This is a genomic window from Thalassobellus citreus, assembly GCF_044385915.1.
In the GTDB taxonomy this organism is placed as follows: domain Bacteria; phylum Bacteroidota; class Bacteroidia; order Flavobacteriales; family Flavobacteriaceae; genus Thalassobellus; species Thalassobellus citreus.
Window position 1 is genome coordinate 125,530 of sequence record NZ_JBISCC010000117.1, and the last position, 15,906, is coordinate 141,435.

A 15,906-nucleotide genomic window follows, 5' to 3' on the forward strand; every position below is an offset into this window, starting at 1 on the left:
ATATAATTAAGATGTGAGGTTTTATAGGAAGCACAAAACTATCTATCTTTGTGTTTCAACAAAATTAGTAGAGCTTTTGCGATATTTTATAGAACTTTCTTATAATGGTAGTGCTTATCATGGTTGGCAAAATCAACCCGATGCTATTTCGGTACAAGAGGTTTTAGAAAAAGCTTTGTCTATGTTGTTAAAACAGCCTATTGCTATTATGGGCGCAGGTAGAACTGATACTGGTGTGCATGCGAAACAAATGTTTGCACATTTTGATTATGATGGCAATTTTGATGCTACCAATTTAGTTTTTAAATTGAATTCTTTTTTACCTAAAGATATTGCTATTCAGGATGTATTTAAAGTAAAAGATGATGCGCATACGCGTTTTGATGCTGTAAGTAGAACGTATTTATACCGCGTAACTTTAAAAAAAGATGTGTTCTCGGTTAATGATGCGCTTTACGTAAAGCAGGCTTTAGATATAGATAAAATGAAAGCTGCTACAGAGATTCTATTTGAGTATAAAGATTTTCAATGCTTTTCGAAAAGTAATACCGATGTTAAAACATATTTTTGTGATATTATGAAAGCGGAGTGGGTTGTGGTTAATGGCGAACTTCAGTTTACCATTAAAGCTAACCGATTTTTACGTAATATGGTGCGAGCTATTGTTGGTACAATGATTAATGTTGGTTTAGGTAAAATAGAAGTGCATGATTTGCACACCATTATACAGTCTAAAAACAGGAGTGAAGCTGGGTTTTCGGTGCCTGCACATGCTTTATATTTAACTGAAGTTGAATACCCAAAGGATATAAAATATAATGACTAAAGAAAAGGAAAGCATATTTGACGTTAAGCTATTTAAGCGTCTTTTTGAATATATTAAACCTTATAAAGGTGTGTTTTTCGTACTTCTTATTTTGGTGGTTTTATTGGCTGTTTTTAGTTCGGCAACGCCTTACATTACAAAGTATGTTATTGATGAAAGTATAGAAACTAAAATATCTAAAGATTTTTTCTTCTATATTATGTTAATGTTTGTGGTTTTAATTCTGCAAACGGTATTTCAGTTGTTGTTTATTTATTATGCGGCTTGGTTGGGACAAAATTTGGTAATGGATGTGCGGGTAAAACTGTTCGACCATTTGCTTAAATTTAAAATGAAGTATTACGATAATTCTTCGGTAGGTGTTTTAATTACTAGAGCCGTAACCGATATGGAACGTATTGCCGATATTTTTGGACAAGGTTTGTTCATGATTGTTCGAGATTTACTTACCATGGTAGTAGTGTTTGGAGTGATGATTTGTATTAATTGGAGCTTAAGCTTGATTGTATTGGTTATGCTTCCGTTGTTATTATATGCCACACGGATTTTTCAGAAGTATATGAAACGTGCTTTTGAAGAAGTGCGAAATGAAGTTTCTAATTTAAATTCTTTTGTGCAAGAGCGTATTACGGGTATGAAAATATTACAACTGTTTACGCGTGAAGAAACGGAGTATAAAATTTTTAAATCTATTAATGAACGCCATAAAAAAGGCTGGATAAAAACGGTTTGGTATAACTCAATTTTCTTTCCTTTAGCCGATTTGGTGTCATCAATTAGTATAGGTTTAGTGGCTTGGTATGGCGGATTAAATGTGGTTTTAGAGGGAACGATTTCTCAAGGCGATTTAATTGCGTTTATTATGTTTATACCTATGTTGTTTAGACCATTAAGGCAAATAGCCGATAAGTTTAATACGCTTCAAATGGGTATGGTTGCTGCTAATAGAGTGTTTAAAGTGATAGATACCACATCGCAAATTGATGATAATGGCACTTATGTTGCTGAACATTTTAAGGGCGATTTAAAATTTGATACCGTTCGTTTTAGTTATGTGGAAGATGAAGAGGTTTTAAAAGGTATTTCGTTTGATGTTAAGTCAGGAGATACGGTTGCTATTGTTGGTGCTACTGGAGCGGGAAAATCGACCATTATTAATTTATTGAATCGTTTTTATGAAATTAAAGATGGTGTCATTTCGGTTGATGGTATTAATATTAAAGAGGTAACATTAGCGTCTTTACGTACTCAAATTGCAGTGGTTTTACAAGATGTGTTTTTGTTTGCTGATACGATTCTGAATAATATTACGCTTAATAACCCAGATATAACCGAGGAAACAGTTAAACAAGCTGCCAAGGATATTGGTATTCATGATTTTATTATGAGTTTGCCTGATGGCTATCATTATAATGTAAAGGAACGTGGTGTGATGCTATCTTCTGGTCAGCGACAATTAATTTCGTTTTTACGTGCGTATGTTACAAATCCGAGTATTTTGGTGTTAGATGAAGCGACGTCTTCGGTAGATTCGTATTCGGAACAATTGATTCAAAATGCAACCGATAAAATAACCAATGGCAGAACGTCTATTGTGATTGCACATCGACTAGCAACCATTAAAAAAGCCGATAAAATTATAGTAATGGATGCTGGCGAGATTGTAGAACAAGGTACTCACAACGAATTACTTAAAAAGAAAGATGGTTATTATAAAAACTTGTACGAAGTACAGTTTTTACAGGAGGAAGGTGTTTAAGTCAAATCCTTTTTAATCATTGTATTAAGTTCGTTTGTGTCTTCAAAAACAACAAATTCACCATCTTTAAAATAAGAAATATGTCCTGTTTCTTCACTAACAACTAACGCTAAAGCATCAGTTTTTTCTGTAACACCAATAGCAGCTCTATGGCGTAAACCAAAACGTTGTGGAATGTTTTTTTCATTATTTACAGGAAGAATAACGCGTGTTGCTTTTACAACATTATCATTAATTATAATCGCTCCATCGTGTAACGGACTGTTCTTAAAAAAGATGCTTTCTATAATGGGTTGGGTGACTTTAATGTTCATTTCATCACCAGATTCCGATAGAAAATCTAAATTATTATTGCGCTCAAAAACAATTAAAGCGCCTGTTTTAGACATCGACATTTTATTGCAAGCAGAAATAACAGCATCGACATCGGTGCCGTCGCTAGTTTCTGTTTTTAAAAAGTTGAATTGCTTTAAAAATTTACGTCGCCTATTAAAGTTGGTAGAACCTACCATTAATAAGAATTTACGAATCTCTGGTTGAAAGACGACTATTAAGGCAATAATTCCCACTTTCATAAAACCACCAAAAATACCTGTGAGGAGTTCCATGTTTAGAAACTCTGTAAGTTTCCAAACCAGATAAATAATAATAATACCTATAAAAATATTGATGGCTACGGTACCTTTTACTAGTTTGTAGATGTAGTAGAGTAGAAGTGCTACTAGAAAAACATCTACGTAATCTATAAAATCAAATTTTAGAAGGTCATTAAAAATTTCCAATGGTAATGGGTTTTTGTAAATTTAGTGAAAAAGGGTTAATAATTTGAAATGAATTCGTTGTTTGATATAGTAACGTTTTTTATATTTAATTCGGAAAGAGTAGATTTAATTGAAATGTATTCTTGAAAAAGTAAACTTTTATTTAGTTCTAGAATTATTTCTACTTCCTCTTCGATATTTTTTACTGCATTAAAGATGTTTTCGTTTAAGTTTAAAATGTTAGACTGTATAAGCTCAGAATTATTTGTAATTGGGATCAAGGTGATTACATTTGATGAATGAATTTCTAGATTTAGTTTTTTATCAAAGTTTAACTGAGAAATTTTAGAAGTGTTTTTCGAAGAAGATTCCTCATTGAAAACCACATCCGTAAATTCAATAAACCCTAAATTCTTTTTGCTAGTATCATTACAAGTAAAATAGTTTTTAGAATTTTCATTTTTATGATTGGAGTTATTCTTTTTCTCCTGTATAAATTTAATATGCGGAATGGCTTGTTTCAGAGTTAAGCGTTTATCAACGTTAACCAACCAATTGGTTGTGCTAATAAGATTTTTTCTATTGAGTTCTACACTATCTTTTTGAGTTTCATCATAAAACAAATAAGCAGCAGAAACATCGTTTATTTCTGAAATTTCAGAATGATTTATTTCAGGTAATTGTACCGTTTTTCCTTTTCCGCAGGAAAAAATAAATAGAGTAGTGATTAGTAAAATATAATATTTCATGCCTTCTTAATTCCTTAATGATTCAACTAATTTAATACATTCCATAGCTTCTTTTACATCATGAACTCGTAAAATAGAAGCGTTTTTTTGCAATGCAATGGTGTTTAAAACCGATGTGCCATTTAAAGCATTATTGGCAGTAGTTTCTAGTTTTTTATAAATCATAGATTTTCTTGAAATACCCACCAATAAAGGTTTTTCAATTATATTGAAAAGCTCTAATTTATTGAGTAATTCGTAATTCTGTTCTAATGTTTTTGCAAAACCAAAACCAGGATCAATAATAATATCAACAATACCTAATGCTCTAGCAGCTGCTATTTTTTCAGAAAAATAAAATAGAATATCTTTTACAAGGTTATCATAATTGGTTTGTTGTTGCATATTTTGTGGTGTGCCACGCATGTGCATCATAATATATGGAACATGTAGGTCTGCAATAGTTTGCAACATAGTATCATCAAGGTTTCCAGCAGAAATATCGTTAATCATGCAAGCACCAGCTTCAATACATTGTTTGGCAACTTCGCTTCTAAACGTATCAATAGAAATGAGTGTTTCTGGAAATGCTTTTAAAACTAAATTTACAATAGGAAGTATTCTGCTTAATTCTTCGGTTTCACTAACATGATCGGCATTTGGTTTAGAACTGTATGCGCCTATATCAATAAAAGTAGCACCTGCGTTCAACATGTTTTCAACATGAAGTAGCACTTCTTTTTCGTTTTTATGAGCGCCACCATCAAAAAAAGAATCGGGTGTAATGTTTAAAATACCCATCACTTTTGGTGATGATAAATCAATAAGTTTTCCTTTGCAATTAATAGTCATATACTAAGTTTTAGCAATAAATACACGAATAATTTTGTTTAGATTAATGTATTTAACGCTTTTAAAAATGATGTAAAAATAAATATTTGTGACTTCGTAGCAACATTTAAAAACTAAACTTAAAAGTTTGTAGATGAAACTTTGAACTTTCTAATTATTTATGCGAAATTTACACAAAATTCAATTTATTTATGCAAGATACTTCAAAACAATATGATGCCGTTATAGATACCTGTAAAAATTTATTTGTTAAAAAAATGAGTGATTACGGTAGTGCATGGAGAATACTACGTTTACCATCACTTACCGACCAGATTTTTATAAAAGCACAACGTATTAGAGGTCTGCAACAAAATGATGTTAGAAAGGTTGATGAAGGTGAAGCTAGCGAGTTTATTGGTATTATAAATTATGCTATCATGGCTTTAATTCAGTTAGAAAAAGGCGTTGTAGAACAACCCGATTTATCTACAGAAGAAGCTAAAGAATTGTATGAAAACCAAGTTGCCATTACCAAACAATTAATGGAAGATAAAAACCATGATTATGGTGAGGCTTGGAGAGATATGCGTGTGAGTAGTTTAACCGATTTAATTTTACAAAAATTATTACGCGTTAAGCAAATTGAAGATAATAAAGGAAAAACATTAGTAAGCGAAGGGATTGATGCTAATTATCAAGACATGATTAATTATGCCATTTTTGCGCTTATTCATTTAAACGAAAAGTAATTGTCATTCCTGCGAAGGCAGGAATTTACATTATAAAAATTAAGTTTCAATTAAAAGATTCCTGCCTTCGCAGGAATAACAAAGTTTATGAAACATTCATAACTACATTTTCGATATCCAAGGAAATGATTAAATGCATGTTATATGTTACCGATAAAAAATAATAATTATAAATACATGAAAGCATTAGTAAACATATCAAGAATATTAGTAGGTGCATTATTTATATTCTCCGGATTTATAAAACTGAACGACCCACTGGGTTTTTCGTATAAACTGCAAGAATATTTTAGTCAAGATGTATTAAATATTCCATCTTTAGAACCTTATGCTTTAATGATTTCGGTTTTAGTCGTAGTTTTTGAAGTGGTTTTAGGTGTCTTCTTACTTATTGGCTATAAACCTAAATTTACGGTTTGGAGTTTATTAGGAATGATTGTGTTTTTTACCTTTTTAACCTTTTATGCGGCATATTTCGAGAAGGTAAAAGATTGTGGTTGCTTTGGTGATTTTATAAAATTAAAGCCTTGGGAAACGTTTTGGAAAGATGTGGCTCTTCTAGTGTTAATTCTTGTTCTTTTTGTAGGCGTAAAACATATTAAACCTATATTCGGAAAACTTCCAACAACCGTACTGGCATTACTTAGTTTTGTTATAAGTCTTTGGTTTGGATACCATGTGTTAATGCATTTACCAACTATAGATTTTAGAGCTTATGCTATAGGAAAGAATATTCAAGAAGGCATGAGTATTCCAGAAGATGCAGCAAAACCTGTTGTAGAATATTATTGGAAATTTAAAGTTAACGGTGAAGAAAAAGTAATTACTACAAATGGAACGTATCCTTCTGTGGAAGGCGATTTTGTAAGTGTTGATACGAAGGTTTTAGATGAAGGCTATCAACCATCTATTTACGATTTTACAATAGAAAATGCTGATGGAGAAGATTTAACGGCACAAGTTTTATCTGAAGATAACATTATAGTTGTTGTGTCTTATAGCTTAGAGCATATTGAAAGAGACGGCGCTTTAAAATTGAAAGCATTACAAGATGAAGCTATTAAAAATAATTATAAAATTATAGGTTTAACAGCATCAGGAGAAGATGCTAAGCAACGCATTAATGAAGCTTATAATATCGATTTTGAATGGTATTTATGTGATGAAAAAGCATTAAAAACAGTCGTGCGTGCTAATCCAGGAATATTAGAGATGGATAAAGGTACAATTAAGCAAAAAGTACATTGGAATGATATTGATGCATTAGAGTTGCCTAAAGTTGAGAGAGAGCCAGAATCTTTTGAAGAAAGAGAAAAAGATAATATTTTGTATTTAATTGATGGAAGAATTTCCTCAAAGGAGGAGGTAGATGCTTTAGAGAAGAAAGATACTATCAAGCAGATGGTTTTTACCATCAGAGAAGAGGTTTTAGATTCATTAAATAATGCGCGTAATAGTAATTATGTTGGTTTTATGAACGTCTTATTAAAAAAGGATAGCTTGTCAATAACAGAATCTATCAACAAATAAACTATTTGATAAATTACCTACTAAATAAAATCACTTACGGACTACTCACATTATTTGGAGTGGTAACGGTTATATTTTTACTATTTAATGTGCTTCCCGGAGATCCTGCTCAAATGATGTTGGGGCAAAATGAAGACAGCGAACAATTAGCACTTGTAAAACAGAAATATGGGTTCGATAAACCCATAAGTACACAATATTTATATTATATAAACGATTTGTCTCCCATTTCATTTCATTCAAAGGATGCTGGTAATTACACGTTTTTACGAGAAAACAAATATCAAGCTGTAACTTTGTTTTCTATAGGAAATACAACAACCGTTTTAAAATCACCTTATTTAAGAGAATCGTTTACAAAACAAGGTAAAAAGGTAAGTCAGGTTTTAGCAGAAACCTTGCCTAATACATTTGTTTTAGCGGTGTCAGCTATTGTTATAGCCATACTTTTAGGTGTGTTTTTAGGAATTGTATCGGCACTTTATAAAGATAAATGGCTCGATAAAGTCATACAGATTATAAGTACGTTTGGTATGAGTATACCTTCCTTTTTTAGCGCCATTCTATTCGCTTGGTTTTTTGGATACATCTTGCACGATTATACCAATCTAGAAATGACAGGAAGCTTATATGAATTAGACGATTTTGGAGAAGCCATGCACATTAAATGGAAAAACTTGTTATTACCAGCGGTGGTTTTAGGCATTCGCCCGTTAGCAGTCGTCATTCAATTGATGCGTAATTCGCTATTAGAAGTTTTTAATCAAGATTATATAAGAACCGCCAGAGCAAAAGGCTTAAGCGAATTTCAAATTATAAAAAGACATGCCGTTAAAAATGCTTTAAATCCTGTGGTAACAGCTATTTCGGGTTGGTTTGCATCCATGTTAGCAGGCGCAGTTTTTGTAGAGTATATTTTTGGATGGAACGGTCTGGGAAAAGAAATAGTAAACGCTTTAAACACATTAGATTTACCCGTAATTATGGGAGCTGTTTTAATAATTGCAACCATGTTTGTAATTATAAACATTTTTGTCGACTTAATTTATGTTTGGTTAGATCCAAAAGTTAAATTAGAATAAATTTTGCATTTCCGCATAGGTGGAAATCTCATCAAAAAAAATAAGATCATGAAAAACGTAACATCACTATTAATCATCTTTCTAATTGTTTTAAGTTGCAAAGCACAAGATGTTGTACCAACTAAGTTTTCAGCAGAAGCTTTAAACGATACATTCATAACTTTAAAAGGAGACACCATTGCTTTTAAAGACATTTTAGAAACCTATAAAGGAAAAACTGTTGTTATAGATATTTGGGCCTCATGGTGTAAAGACTGTGTTGGAGGCATGCCAAAAGTGAAAAAAGTACAAGGCGAATTTAAAGATGCTGTTTACCTATTTTTATCTTTAGATAAAACAGATAAGGCTTGGAAAAAAGGCATTAAAAAATATAAGGTAAAAGGCGAGCATTATTTTATGCAATCTGGTTGGAAAGGTGTTTTTGGCAATTTTGTACAATTAGATTGGATTCCTAGATATATGGTCATAAATAAAGCTGGCGAAATCGTTGTATTTAAAGTTATTGAAGCTGATGACAATAAGTTGATAGAAGCATTAAAAAATTAACTATTTTTGCTAGTAAATACAAGAATAATAAATTTCAAATAAATATATCCCTCTCTTTTTTAGAGGTTAACACAACATTATGAGAAAAAATATCGTAGCCGGAAACTGGAAAATGAACAATGATTTATCAGCATCTAAAAAGCTGGCAAAACAAGTTGCGAAATTAGTTAAGAAAAACAAGGTAAAAGGAACTAAGGTTATCATAGCTCCAACGTTTGTTAATTTAGAACGTGTCGCTAAAGCAACTAAAAAATCAAAAGTAAAAGTAGCTGCTCAAAACATGCATTTTGCCGAAAGTGGAGCATATACAGGAGAAATATCTCCAAAAATGTTAAAGTCTATCGATATTAAAACAGTTATTTTAGGACATAGTGAACGTCGTGAGTATTTTGGAGAAGACGATGCTTTATTAGCTAAAAAAGTAGATGCTGCTCTAGAAAATAATATGGATGTTATTTTCTGTTTTGGTGAAGTATTAGCCGATAGAAAGTCAGACAATCAAGAAGCCGTTGTAGAAAGTCAAATAAGCAACGCCTTATTTCATTTAGAAGCCGATGCTTTTAAAAACATTGTGTTAGCATACGAGCCAGTTTGGGCAATTGGAACAGGCGAAACAGCTAGTCCAGAGCAAGCGCAAGATATGCACGCTTTTATTAGAAAAACTTTAGCGGCTAAATATGGCGACGATGTTGCAAACAGCGTATCTATTCTTTACGGTGGAAGTTGCAAGCCAGGAAATGCAAAAGAAATTTTCTCTAAGCCAGATGTCGATGGTGGTTTAATTGGTGGAGCTGCACTTAATGCAGAAGACTTTTTAGCTATTGTAACTGCATTTTAAGTATAAATAATTATTAAAAATATTTTGGGCGTTACCCCGATAAAAATCGGGGTCGCGCTTTACATTACAAGTCCTCACTATCCCGATAAAAAAATCGGTATAGCTGCGGGCTTTTCATTGCAATCGCTAACGCGGGGCTAATCAGCTAATATAATTCCTGAAATTATGTCTAATACAATCTATATAGGTTATTATTTTAAAGTACAACCAATGCAACCTGCTGTTGAAATTCTTATTGCAGAATTAGGGTATGCAGGTTTTGAAAGTTTTGTTGAAACCGAAGATGGCGTTACGGCGTACATTCAAAAAGAAGAATGGAACGCATCTATTTTAGAAGATATTCAAATTTTAAATTCAGATGAGTTTGAAATCACCTATACGTTTGAAGATATAGAGCAAACCAATTGGAATGAAGAATGGGAAAAGAATTTTAACCCTATAGTTGTAGATGATGTATGTTCTGTACGTGCACCATTTCATGAAAAACCTAATACGCAATATGATATTGTAATAGAACCAAAAATGAGTTTTGGTACAGGGCATCATGAAACTACACACATGATGATTCAGCATATTTTAAAGAATGATTTAAAAGATAAATCGGTTTTAGATATGGGCTGCGGTACAGGTGTTTTGGCTATTTTAGCCGAAATAAAAGGTGCTAAACCAATTGATGCTGTAGATTACGATAATTGGTGTTATTTAAATAGCATTGAAAATGTTGAGCGTAATAATAGTAAGCATATTACCGTTATAGAAGGCGATGCTAGTGTTTTAGAAGGAAAAAAATACGATGTTATTATAGCCAATATAAATCGTAATATTCTTCTGCAAGATATGAAAACCTATGCGTCTTGTTTGAATGAAAATGGCATGTTGTTTTTAAGCGGATTTTACAACGATGATATTCCAATCATTAAAAGTGAATGTGAAAAGCATATGTTAAAATTTGAAGAAAAATTAGAAAGAAACAATTGGGTATCACTAAAATTTTTAAATTAGTAGTATCATTAATCCCCAAAGATTAAAATTTTTATGAGTACAAGAGAAAAAACATTAGAAGAATTTCTACTAAAAGAAGAGGTTTTAGCTCAAAACGAAATTGTTTTACATAATGATGATGTGAATACATTCGACCATGTTATAGATACATTAATTTATGCATGCGATCATACATCAGAACAAGCAGAACAATGTGCAATGCTTGTGCATTACAAAGGGAAATGTACGGTTAAGACAGGAGTGTACGACGATTTAGAACCGCGTTGCACGATGCTGCTAGATGCTGGTTTAAGTGCAGAAATTATTTAAGTACAAATAATACTTATTTACTCATTTTTCCAACAGCACAACTCACAAAAGATTTTGCTTTTGTAGTTAGTGCATTCTTTTCTCCAACAACAGGATAGCCTATTTTATTCAATAAATCTTTGGCTTCTTGTATATTAGCTTCATTTTGGTAAAAGAAAGTCACTGTGCTAATTTCTGTTTCAACCGAAACTTTATCAACACCATCAATAGTCGTTAATTTGTTAAGAATGGTATTCGCACATCCATTGCATTTTAAATTCTGTATTTCAAAACTCGTTTTCATGTGTTTATAATTTTATTTTTCATTATCACATGTAACATCCAACAATCACTTTTTTTATGATTCAGGGATGTTTCATTTTTTTATTTTACAAGTGTTTATTCCGAAAGGTTTGTATAATGGACAAAAACTAATAAAACTAGTTAGTAAAAATATAATTGCTAATGCCATTAAAACATATCCTAAAGTGCCTTCAATAATATTAAAATAGTAAAGAAGTGAAATTCCAATAGCTACAAGAACTCTTATAGCTTTGTCTGTAGTTCCCATGTTTTTTTTCATCTGCTTATTTTTTAATTTAGTTTTTACAATGTTGTGGGACAAACATAATTAGAGGTTGGTGTGTTAGTGTTTTTAATAGCCACAAATCCACCAGCTATATCAATTAAATTATTAAAGCCTCTTGCTTTTAAAATAGAAGCAGCAATAACAGAACGATAACCTCCTGCACAATGTAAATAGTACGTTTTGTCTTTATTAATTGTATGCATGTTATCATTAATAAAATCTAATGCTAAATGTTGCACATGATCTCCAATTATATGTTCAGACCTATATTCGCCATCTTTTCTAACATCAAGCGTATTAATTGCGTCATTTTTAAATCGACTAGAAAACTCTTCAGCCGAAATGGACTCAATGGTTTCAATATCTTTTTTAGCTGCTTTCCAAGCGTCTATACCGCCTTTTAAATAGCCTAGAGTATTATCATACCCAACACGAGACAAACGAGTAACCGTTTCTTTTTCTTTGCCTTCAGGAGTTACTAATAAGATAGGTTGTTTTAAATCGCTAATTAAAGCGCCAACCCATGGCGCAAAACCACCATGAATGCCGATAAAAATAGAGTTTGGAATATGACCTTTTATAAAATCTTCTTCTCTTCTAACATCTAAAACTAAAGCATCTTCTTGATTCGCAATTGCTTCAAACTCTTCAGGGGTTAATGCGTTATCTCCTTTTTGTAAAACGCTTTCAAAAGCATCATAGCCAGATTTGTTCATCATGGCATTTTTAGCAAAATATTGAGGTGGCGGTGGCATACCATCTAAGACTTCTTCTATAAATTCATCACGAGTCATATCGGCACGTAAAGCATAGTTTGTTCTTTTCTGTTCTCCTAAAATACCAACTGTTTCTTTGCTTAAGTTTTTACCACATGCAGACCCAGCACCATGCGCTGGATAAACAATTATAGTATCAGCTAAAGGCATTATTTTATTTCGTAACGAATCAAATAACATACCCGCTAAATCTTCTTTTGTTAAATCAGATTTAATAGCTAAATCAGGCCTTCCAACATCACCTAAAAATAGCGTGTCTCCAGAAAAAATGGCGTGATTATTACCTTTTTCATCAATCAATAAAAACGTAGAAGATTCTAAAGTATGTCCAGGTGTATGTAGGACTTTAATGGTGATATTTCCAATTTTAAATACCTCATTATCCTTTGCAATATAAGCGTCGTAATTTGTTTCGGCTCCTGGACCAAAAACAATAGTTGCTCCTGTTTTTTTTGCTAAATCTATATGGCCTGAAACAAAATCGGCATGAAAATGCGTTTCAAAAATGTATTTTATTTTTGCATGTTCTTTGTTCGCTTTATCAACATATTGTTGCGTTTCACGCAATGGATCTATAATAGCAACTTCGCCATTAGATTCAATGTAATATGCTCCTTGAGCTAAACAGCCTGTATAAATTTGTTCTATTTTCATTTCTATGATAATTTCAAAAGTAATAATATTGAATGGTTAATTTTGTGACTTTTGTCACATTCAAATTAGCCAATTTCTTTATAAATAATATATATAGCCATAAGGAGTGTAAAAACTCCAAAGCTTTTTTTAAGTTTCTCTCCAGTTATAAATTTTGAAAGGAATACACCTAATATAATTCCTATGATAGATATTAATGTGAATGTTAATAAGAACACCCATTCAATTTCTAAGGTTTGAACATCGCCTATAAACCCTATTAATGAATTAATAGTGACTATAATAAGAGAGGTTCCTACGGCTTTTTTCATAGGTAAATTAGCCCATAATACTAAAGCTGGAACATATAAAAAACCACCACCAGCACCTATAAGTCCTGTAACAGTTCCTATAATTAATCCCTGTACAAAAGTTTTATAATATGGTTGCTTTGTTGAATGAAGACTAGATTTCTTTCGTTTTCTAATCATAGAAATTGAAGCTAATAGCATGATGATAGCAAAAAACACCATGATTGCTATTTCTTTCGTTAATGAAAAATTACCAAAAGTTAATATGGTATCAGGAATTCCAGGAACTAAGTACCTTCTTGATAAATATACAGCCAAAAAAGATGGGAAAGAAAATGCTAATCCTATTTTAAAATCTACCAATCCTTTTCTGTATTTTTGATAGGTGCCTACCATAGAAGACGTACCAACAACAAACAACGAATAAGCCGTTGCTACTACAGGATTATACCCAAGAAGATAAACTAATAAAGGAACTGTTAATATAGAACCACCACCTCCAATAAGTCCTAAGACTAAACCAACTACTAATGCGCCAATGTATCCTAGAAGTTGTGTGTTTTCCATGTTAATGGGGGAGTTTATGTTTTATAACGCCGTAAATAAATGTGCCTATAATAGCAGCGGCTATTACAATAAGCATACTGTAAATACCAGAACCTAATAAAATATACATAGGTCCAGGGCAAGCTCCAATAAGTGCCCAACCTAGACCAAAAATAATACCTCCAATAATATAGTTTGTAAATCCTTTTTGTTTTTTAGGAACAAAAATGTCTGCTCCCTTTATACTTTTAAAATGACCTCTTTTAGATATTTGTAAAAATAAGATTCCAGAAGCTATTGCTGTACCAATAATGCCATACATATGGAATGATTGAAATCTAAACATTTCATATATGCGATACCAGGAAACAGCTTCAGATTTTACTAAAACAATTCCGAATATAATGCCTACCAATAAAAATTTTAAATGTTTCATATTTTAGAATATTAGAGGTAAAATTAAATTAGCCATAATTAATCCTCCTAAAAAGAAACCAATAACAGCAATTAAAGATGGTTTTTGTAAACTGCTTAAACCTGCTATGGCATGACCAGAAGTACAGCCACCTGCGTATCGTGTGCCAAACCCAACTAAAAGGCCACCAACTATTAATAAAATTAGTTTTTTAGTAGAGGCTAATAAGTCTAAATTAAATATTTCGTCAGGAACTAATGTTTTACCCGCATTATTAAAGCCCATGTTTTGTAGCTCGGTAATAGTTTTAGTATTTAAATCTGTTACACTGTCATTTGATAAATAATGAGTTGCTATATATCCACCAATAATAGCACCTAGTACGACTACTAAATTCCATGATTGCTCTTTCCAATTAAATTTAAAAAAATCAGAAAATTTCCCTGCTCCCGCAATGGTACACATGGTTCTTAAATTGGAAGACATACCAAATGTTTTTCCAAAGTAGAGCAGTAGTGCCATAATAAAAGCAATAAGAGGCCCAGATACATACCAAGGCCAAGGATTTAAAATATATTCCATGGTTAGATTTTATTGAATAGGCAAAAGTAAACTCAAGCACCTCTCACTTATGTAACAATTGTTACATAACACCAATTCCGCATTAAAATTACAGTAATAAAACGCGCCTTTTTCCTTTCTACTTCAATATAAAAAGAAACCGTAACTACAGCTATGCTTTATTTTTCTATCTTGTATAAAGAAAAAAAATATCATTTTATTTTACAGTAATTTCAATACAGAATTGGTATAAGATTAAAGGATTTCTATTTTATTTCTGCCTAGTTTTATTTTATTTTCGTTTTCTAGTTGTTTTAGAATTCTAGATATCACAACACGAGAGGTATGCAAATCTTCAGCAATATCTTGATGCTTTATTAGTAATGTTTTTGAAGAATTAAGAACCGCTTTATTACTAAGGTATTTGTATAAACGTTCATCCATTTTCATGAATGCAATATTATCTATAGCCTCTAACATTTCATCAAAGCGATTTTGGTAGCTTCTTAATATAAAATTTCTCCAACTTTCATTGTTTTGAAACCATAGTTGCATTTGTTCAACAGGAATCATTATAAGGCTCGTGTCTTTTTCGGCTACAGCCCTAATTTTACTTTTTGTAGTATCCATGCAACAGGTTAGTGACATGGTACAGGTTTCACCAGCTTCTAAAAAGTAAATGAGTAATTCATTACCATCACTATCTTCTCTTAAAATTTTTATATCACCGTTTAATAAAAGAGGAATGAAATTTAAAGGTTGATTAATATCAATGATAATTTCGTTCTTTTTGAAGTTTTTAAATATCCCTTTTTCAAAAATTTCTTTAATTAAATTTTCGTCTAAAGCGCTAGCAAATTTTTGTTGTAATAAATCGTAATTCATAGTTCAAAAATAACAATTTAAAAATTGAATAAATATTTGCATATGTTTTAATAAAAATACTATATTTGCACCCACAAAAACGGCCTCGTGGCGCAACTGAATAGCGCACTTGATTACGGCTCAAGAGGTTACAGGTTTGAATCCTGTCGAGGTCACAAAAACAATAAATAAGGCGAAGCTTATTATCAGTAAACATACTGATAATAAGCTTCGCCATTACTGTTTTAAGGCTAACCCTCAAAATTTG

General features: G+C 31.7%; 19 protein-coding genes and 1 tRNA gene. 10 read left to right on the plus strand and 10 right to left on the minus strand.

Annotated features, from left to right (window positions below; translation table 11 throughout):
- Positions 1-76 precede the first annotated feature (76 nt).
- Both truA and ACH5TX_RS04530 read left to right on the plus strand, forming a co-directional pair.
- Positions 77-826 carry a tRNA pseudouridine(38-40) synthase TruA gene (gene truA, locus ACH5TX_RS04525; protein WP_439338348.1) on the plus strand — a complete coding sequence of 250 codons (750 nt, stop codon included), beginning with the start codon at positions 77-79 and terminating at the stop codon, positions 824-826.
- On the plus strand, positions 819-2,585 hold the full coding sequence (locus tag ACH5TX_RS04530; protein WP_439338349.1) for an ABC transporter ATP-binding protein: 1,767 nt from the start codon (positions 819-821) through the stop codon (positions 2,583-2,585). The genes truA and ACH5TX_RS04530 overlap by 8 nt, the downstream gene beginning before the upstream one ends.
- Here ACH5TX_RS04530 and ACH5TX_RS04535 read toward each other — a convergent pair.
- Genes ACH5TX_RS04535 through folP form a run of 3 tightly spaced genes read right to left on the minus strand, consistent with a single transcriptional unit; the run spans position 2,582 to position 4,926 of the window.
- Positions 2,582-3,367, minus strand: a complete 786-nt coding sequence (locus tag ACH5TX_RS04535; RefSeq protein WP_439338350.1) for a diadenylate cyclase — start codon at positions 3,365-3,367, stop codon at positions 2,582-2,584. The two genes, ACH5TX_RS04530 and ACH5TX_RS04535, sit on opposite strands and share 4 nt — an antisense overlap.
- 35 nt (positions 3,368-3,402) lie before the next feature.
- Positions 3,403-4,095, minus strand: a complete 693-nt coding sequence (locus ACH5TX_RS04540) for a hypothetical protein (RefSeq protein WP_439338351.1) — start codon at positions 4,093-4,095, stop codon at positions 3,403-3,405.
- Between the two features lie 6 nt (positions 4,096-4,101).
- Positions 4,102-4,926: a dihydropteroate synthase gene (gene folP, locus ACH5TX_RS04545; protein ID WP_439338352.1), complete on the minus strand. Its 825-nt coding sequence runs from the start codon at positions 4,924-4,926 to the stop codon at positions 4,102-4,104.
- Between the two features lie 191 nt (positions 4,927-5,117).
- Between folP and ACH5TX_RS04550 the strand changes: the two genes are divergently transcribed.
- The 7 genes from ACH5TX_RS04550 (at position 5,118) to ACH5TX_RS04580 (ending at position 10,964) form a co-directional block, all read left to right on the plus strand.
- Complete coding sequence (locus ACH5TX_RS04550; protein ID WP_439338353.1) at positions 5,118-5,657, plus strand: DUF1599 domain-containing protein; 540 nt, start codon at positions 5,118-5,120, stop codon at positions 5,655-5,657.
- Positions 5,658-5,801: 144 nt separating this feature from the next.
- Complete coding sequence (locus tag ACH5TX_RS04555; RefSeq protein WP_439338354.1) at positions 5,802-7,187, plus strand: BT_3928 family protein; 1,386 nt, start codon at positions 5,802-5,804, stop codon at positions 7,185-7,187.
- 5 nt (positions 7,188-7,192) lie between these two features.
- Entirely contained in the window at positions 7,193-8,269 is a 1,077-nt protein-coding gene (locus ACH5TX_RS04560) for an ABC transporter permease (protein WP_439338355.1), read from the plus strand.
- Between the two features lie 48 nt (positions 8,270-8,317).
- The gene (locus ACH5TX_RS04565; protein ID WP_439338356.1) at positions 8,318-8,815 is read left to right on the plus strand and encodes a TlpA family protein disulfide reductase; all 498 of its coding nucleotides are present in this window, start codon (positions 8,318-8,320) and stop codon (positions 8,813-8,815) included.
- A gap of 79 nt (positions 8,816-8,894) precedes the next feature.
- Positions 8,895-9,653, plus strand: coding sequence for a triose-phosphate isomerase (gene tpiA / locus ACH5TX_RS04570; RefSeq protein WP_439338357.1), 759 nt, complete (start codon positions 8,895-8,897; stop codon positions 9,651-9,653).
- A 165-nt stretch (positions 9,654-9,818) separates the two neighbouring features.
- Entirely contained in the window at positions 9,819-10,655 is an 837-nt protein-coding gene (gene prmA, locus ACH5TX_RS04575) for a 50S ribosomal protein L11 methyltransferase (RefSeq protein WP_439335181.1), read from the plus strand.
- Between the two features lie 33 nt (positions 10,656-10,688).
- Entirely contained in the window at positions 10,689-10,964 is a 276-nt protein-coding gene (locus tag ACH5TX_RS04580; RefSeq protein ID WP_439338358.1) for an ATP-dependent Clp protease adaptor ClpS, read from the plus strand.
- A 13-nt stretch (positions 10,965-10,977) separates the two neighbouring features.
- Here the strand turns inward: ACH5TX_RS04580 and ACH5TX_RS04585 are convergent, their stop codons facing one another.
- The 7 genes from ACH5TX_RS04585 to ACH5TX_RS04615 form a co-directional block, all read right to left on the minus strand.
- Positions 10,978-11,247 carry a heavy-metal-associated domain-containing protein gene (locus ACH5TX_RS04585; RefSeq protein ID WP_439338359.1) on the minus strand — a complete coding sequence of 90 codons (270 nt, stop codon included), beginning with the start codon at positions 11,245-11,247 and terminating at the stop codon, positions 10,978-10,980.
- Between the two features lie 72 nt (positions 11,248-11,319).
- A complete protein-coding gene (locus ACH5TX_RS04590) occupies positions 11,320-11,526 on the minus strand; it encodes a YgaP family membrane protein (protein ID WP_439338360.1) in 207 nt (68 codons plus the stop codon).
- 23 nt (positions 11,527-11,549) lie between these two features.
- A complete protein-coding gene (locus ACH5TX_RS04595) occupies positions 11,550-12,962 on the minus strand; it encodes an MBL fold metallo-hydrolase (RefSeq protein WP_439338361.1) in 1,413 nt (470 codons plus the stop codon).
- Positions 12,963-13,027: 65 nt separating this feature from the next.
- Positions 13,028-13,819, minus strand: coding sequence for a sulfite exporter TauE/SafE family protein (locus ACH5TX_RS04600; RefSeq protein WP_439338362.1), 792 nt, complete (start codon positions 13,817-13,819; stop codon positions 13,028-13,030).
- Between the two features lies 1 nt (position 13,820).
- Entirely contained in the window at positions 13,821-14,234 is a 414-nt protein-coding gene (locus ACH5TX_RS04605; RefSeq protein WP_439338363.1) for a DUF6691 family protein, read from the minus strand.
- Between the two features lie 3 nt (positions 14,235-14,237).
- Positions 14,238-14,795 carry a YeeE/YedE family protein gene (locus tag ACH5TX_RS04610; RefSeq protein ID WP_439338364.1) on the minus strand — a complete coding sequence of 186 codons (558 nt, stop codon included), beginning with the start codon at positions 14,793-14,795 and terminating at the stop codon, positions 14,238-14,240.
- A 234-nt stretch (positions 14,796-15,029) separates the two neighbouring features.
- Positions 15,030-15,659, minus strand: a complete 630-nt coding sequence (locus tag ACH5TX_RS04615) for a Crp/Fnr family transcriptional regulator (protein WP_439338365.1) — start codon at positions 15,657-15,659, stop codon at positions 15,030-15,032.
- An 81-nt stretch (positions 15,660-15,740) separates the two neighbouring features.
- On the opposite strand from ACH5TX_RS04615, the gene ACH5TX_RS04620 reads away from it, so the two are divergent.
- Positions 15,741-15,814 (plus strand) — tRNA-Arg (locus ACH5TX_RS04620).
- Positions 15,815-15,906 lie beyond the last annotated feature (92 nt).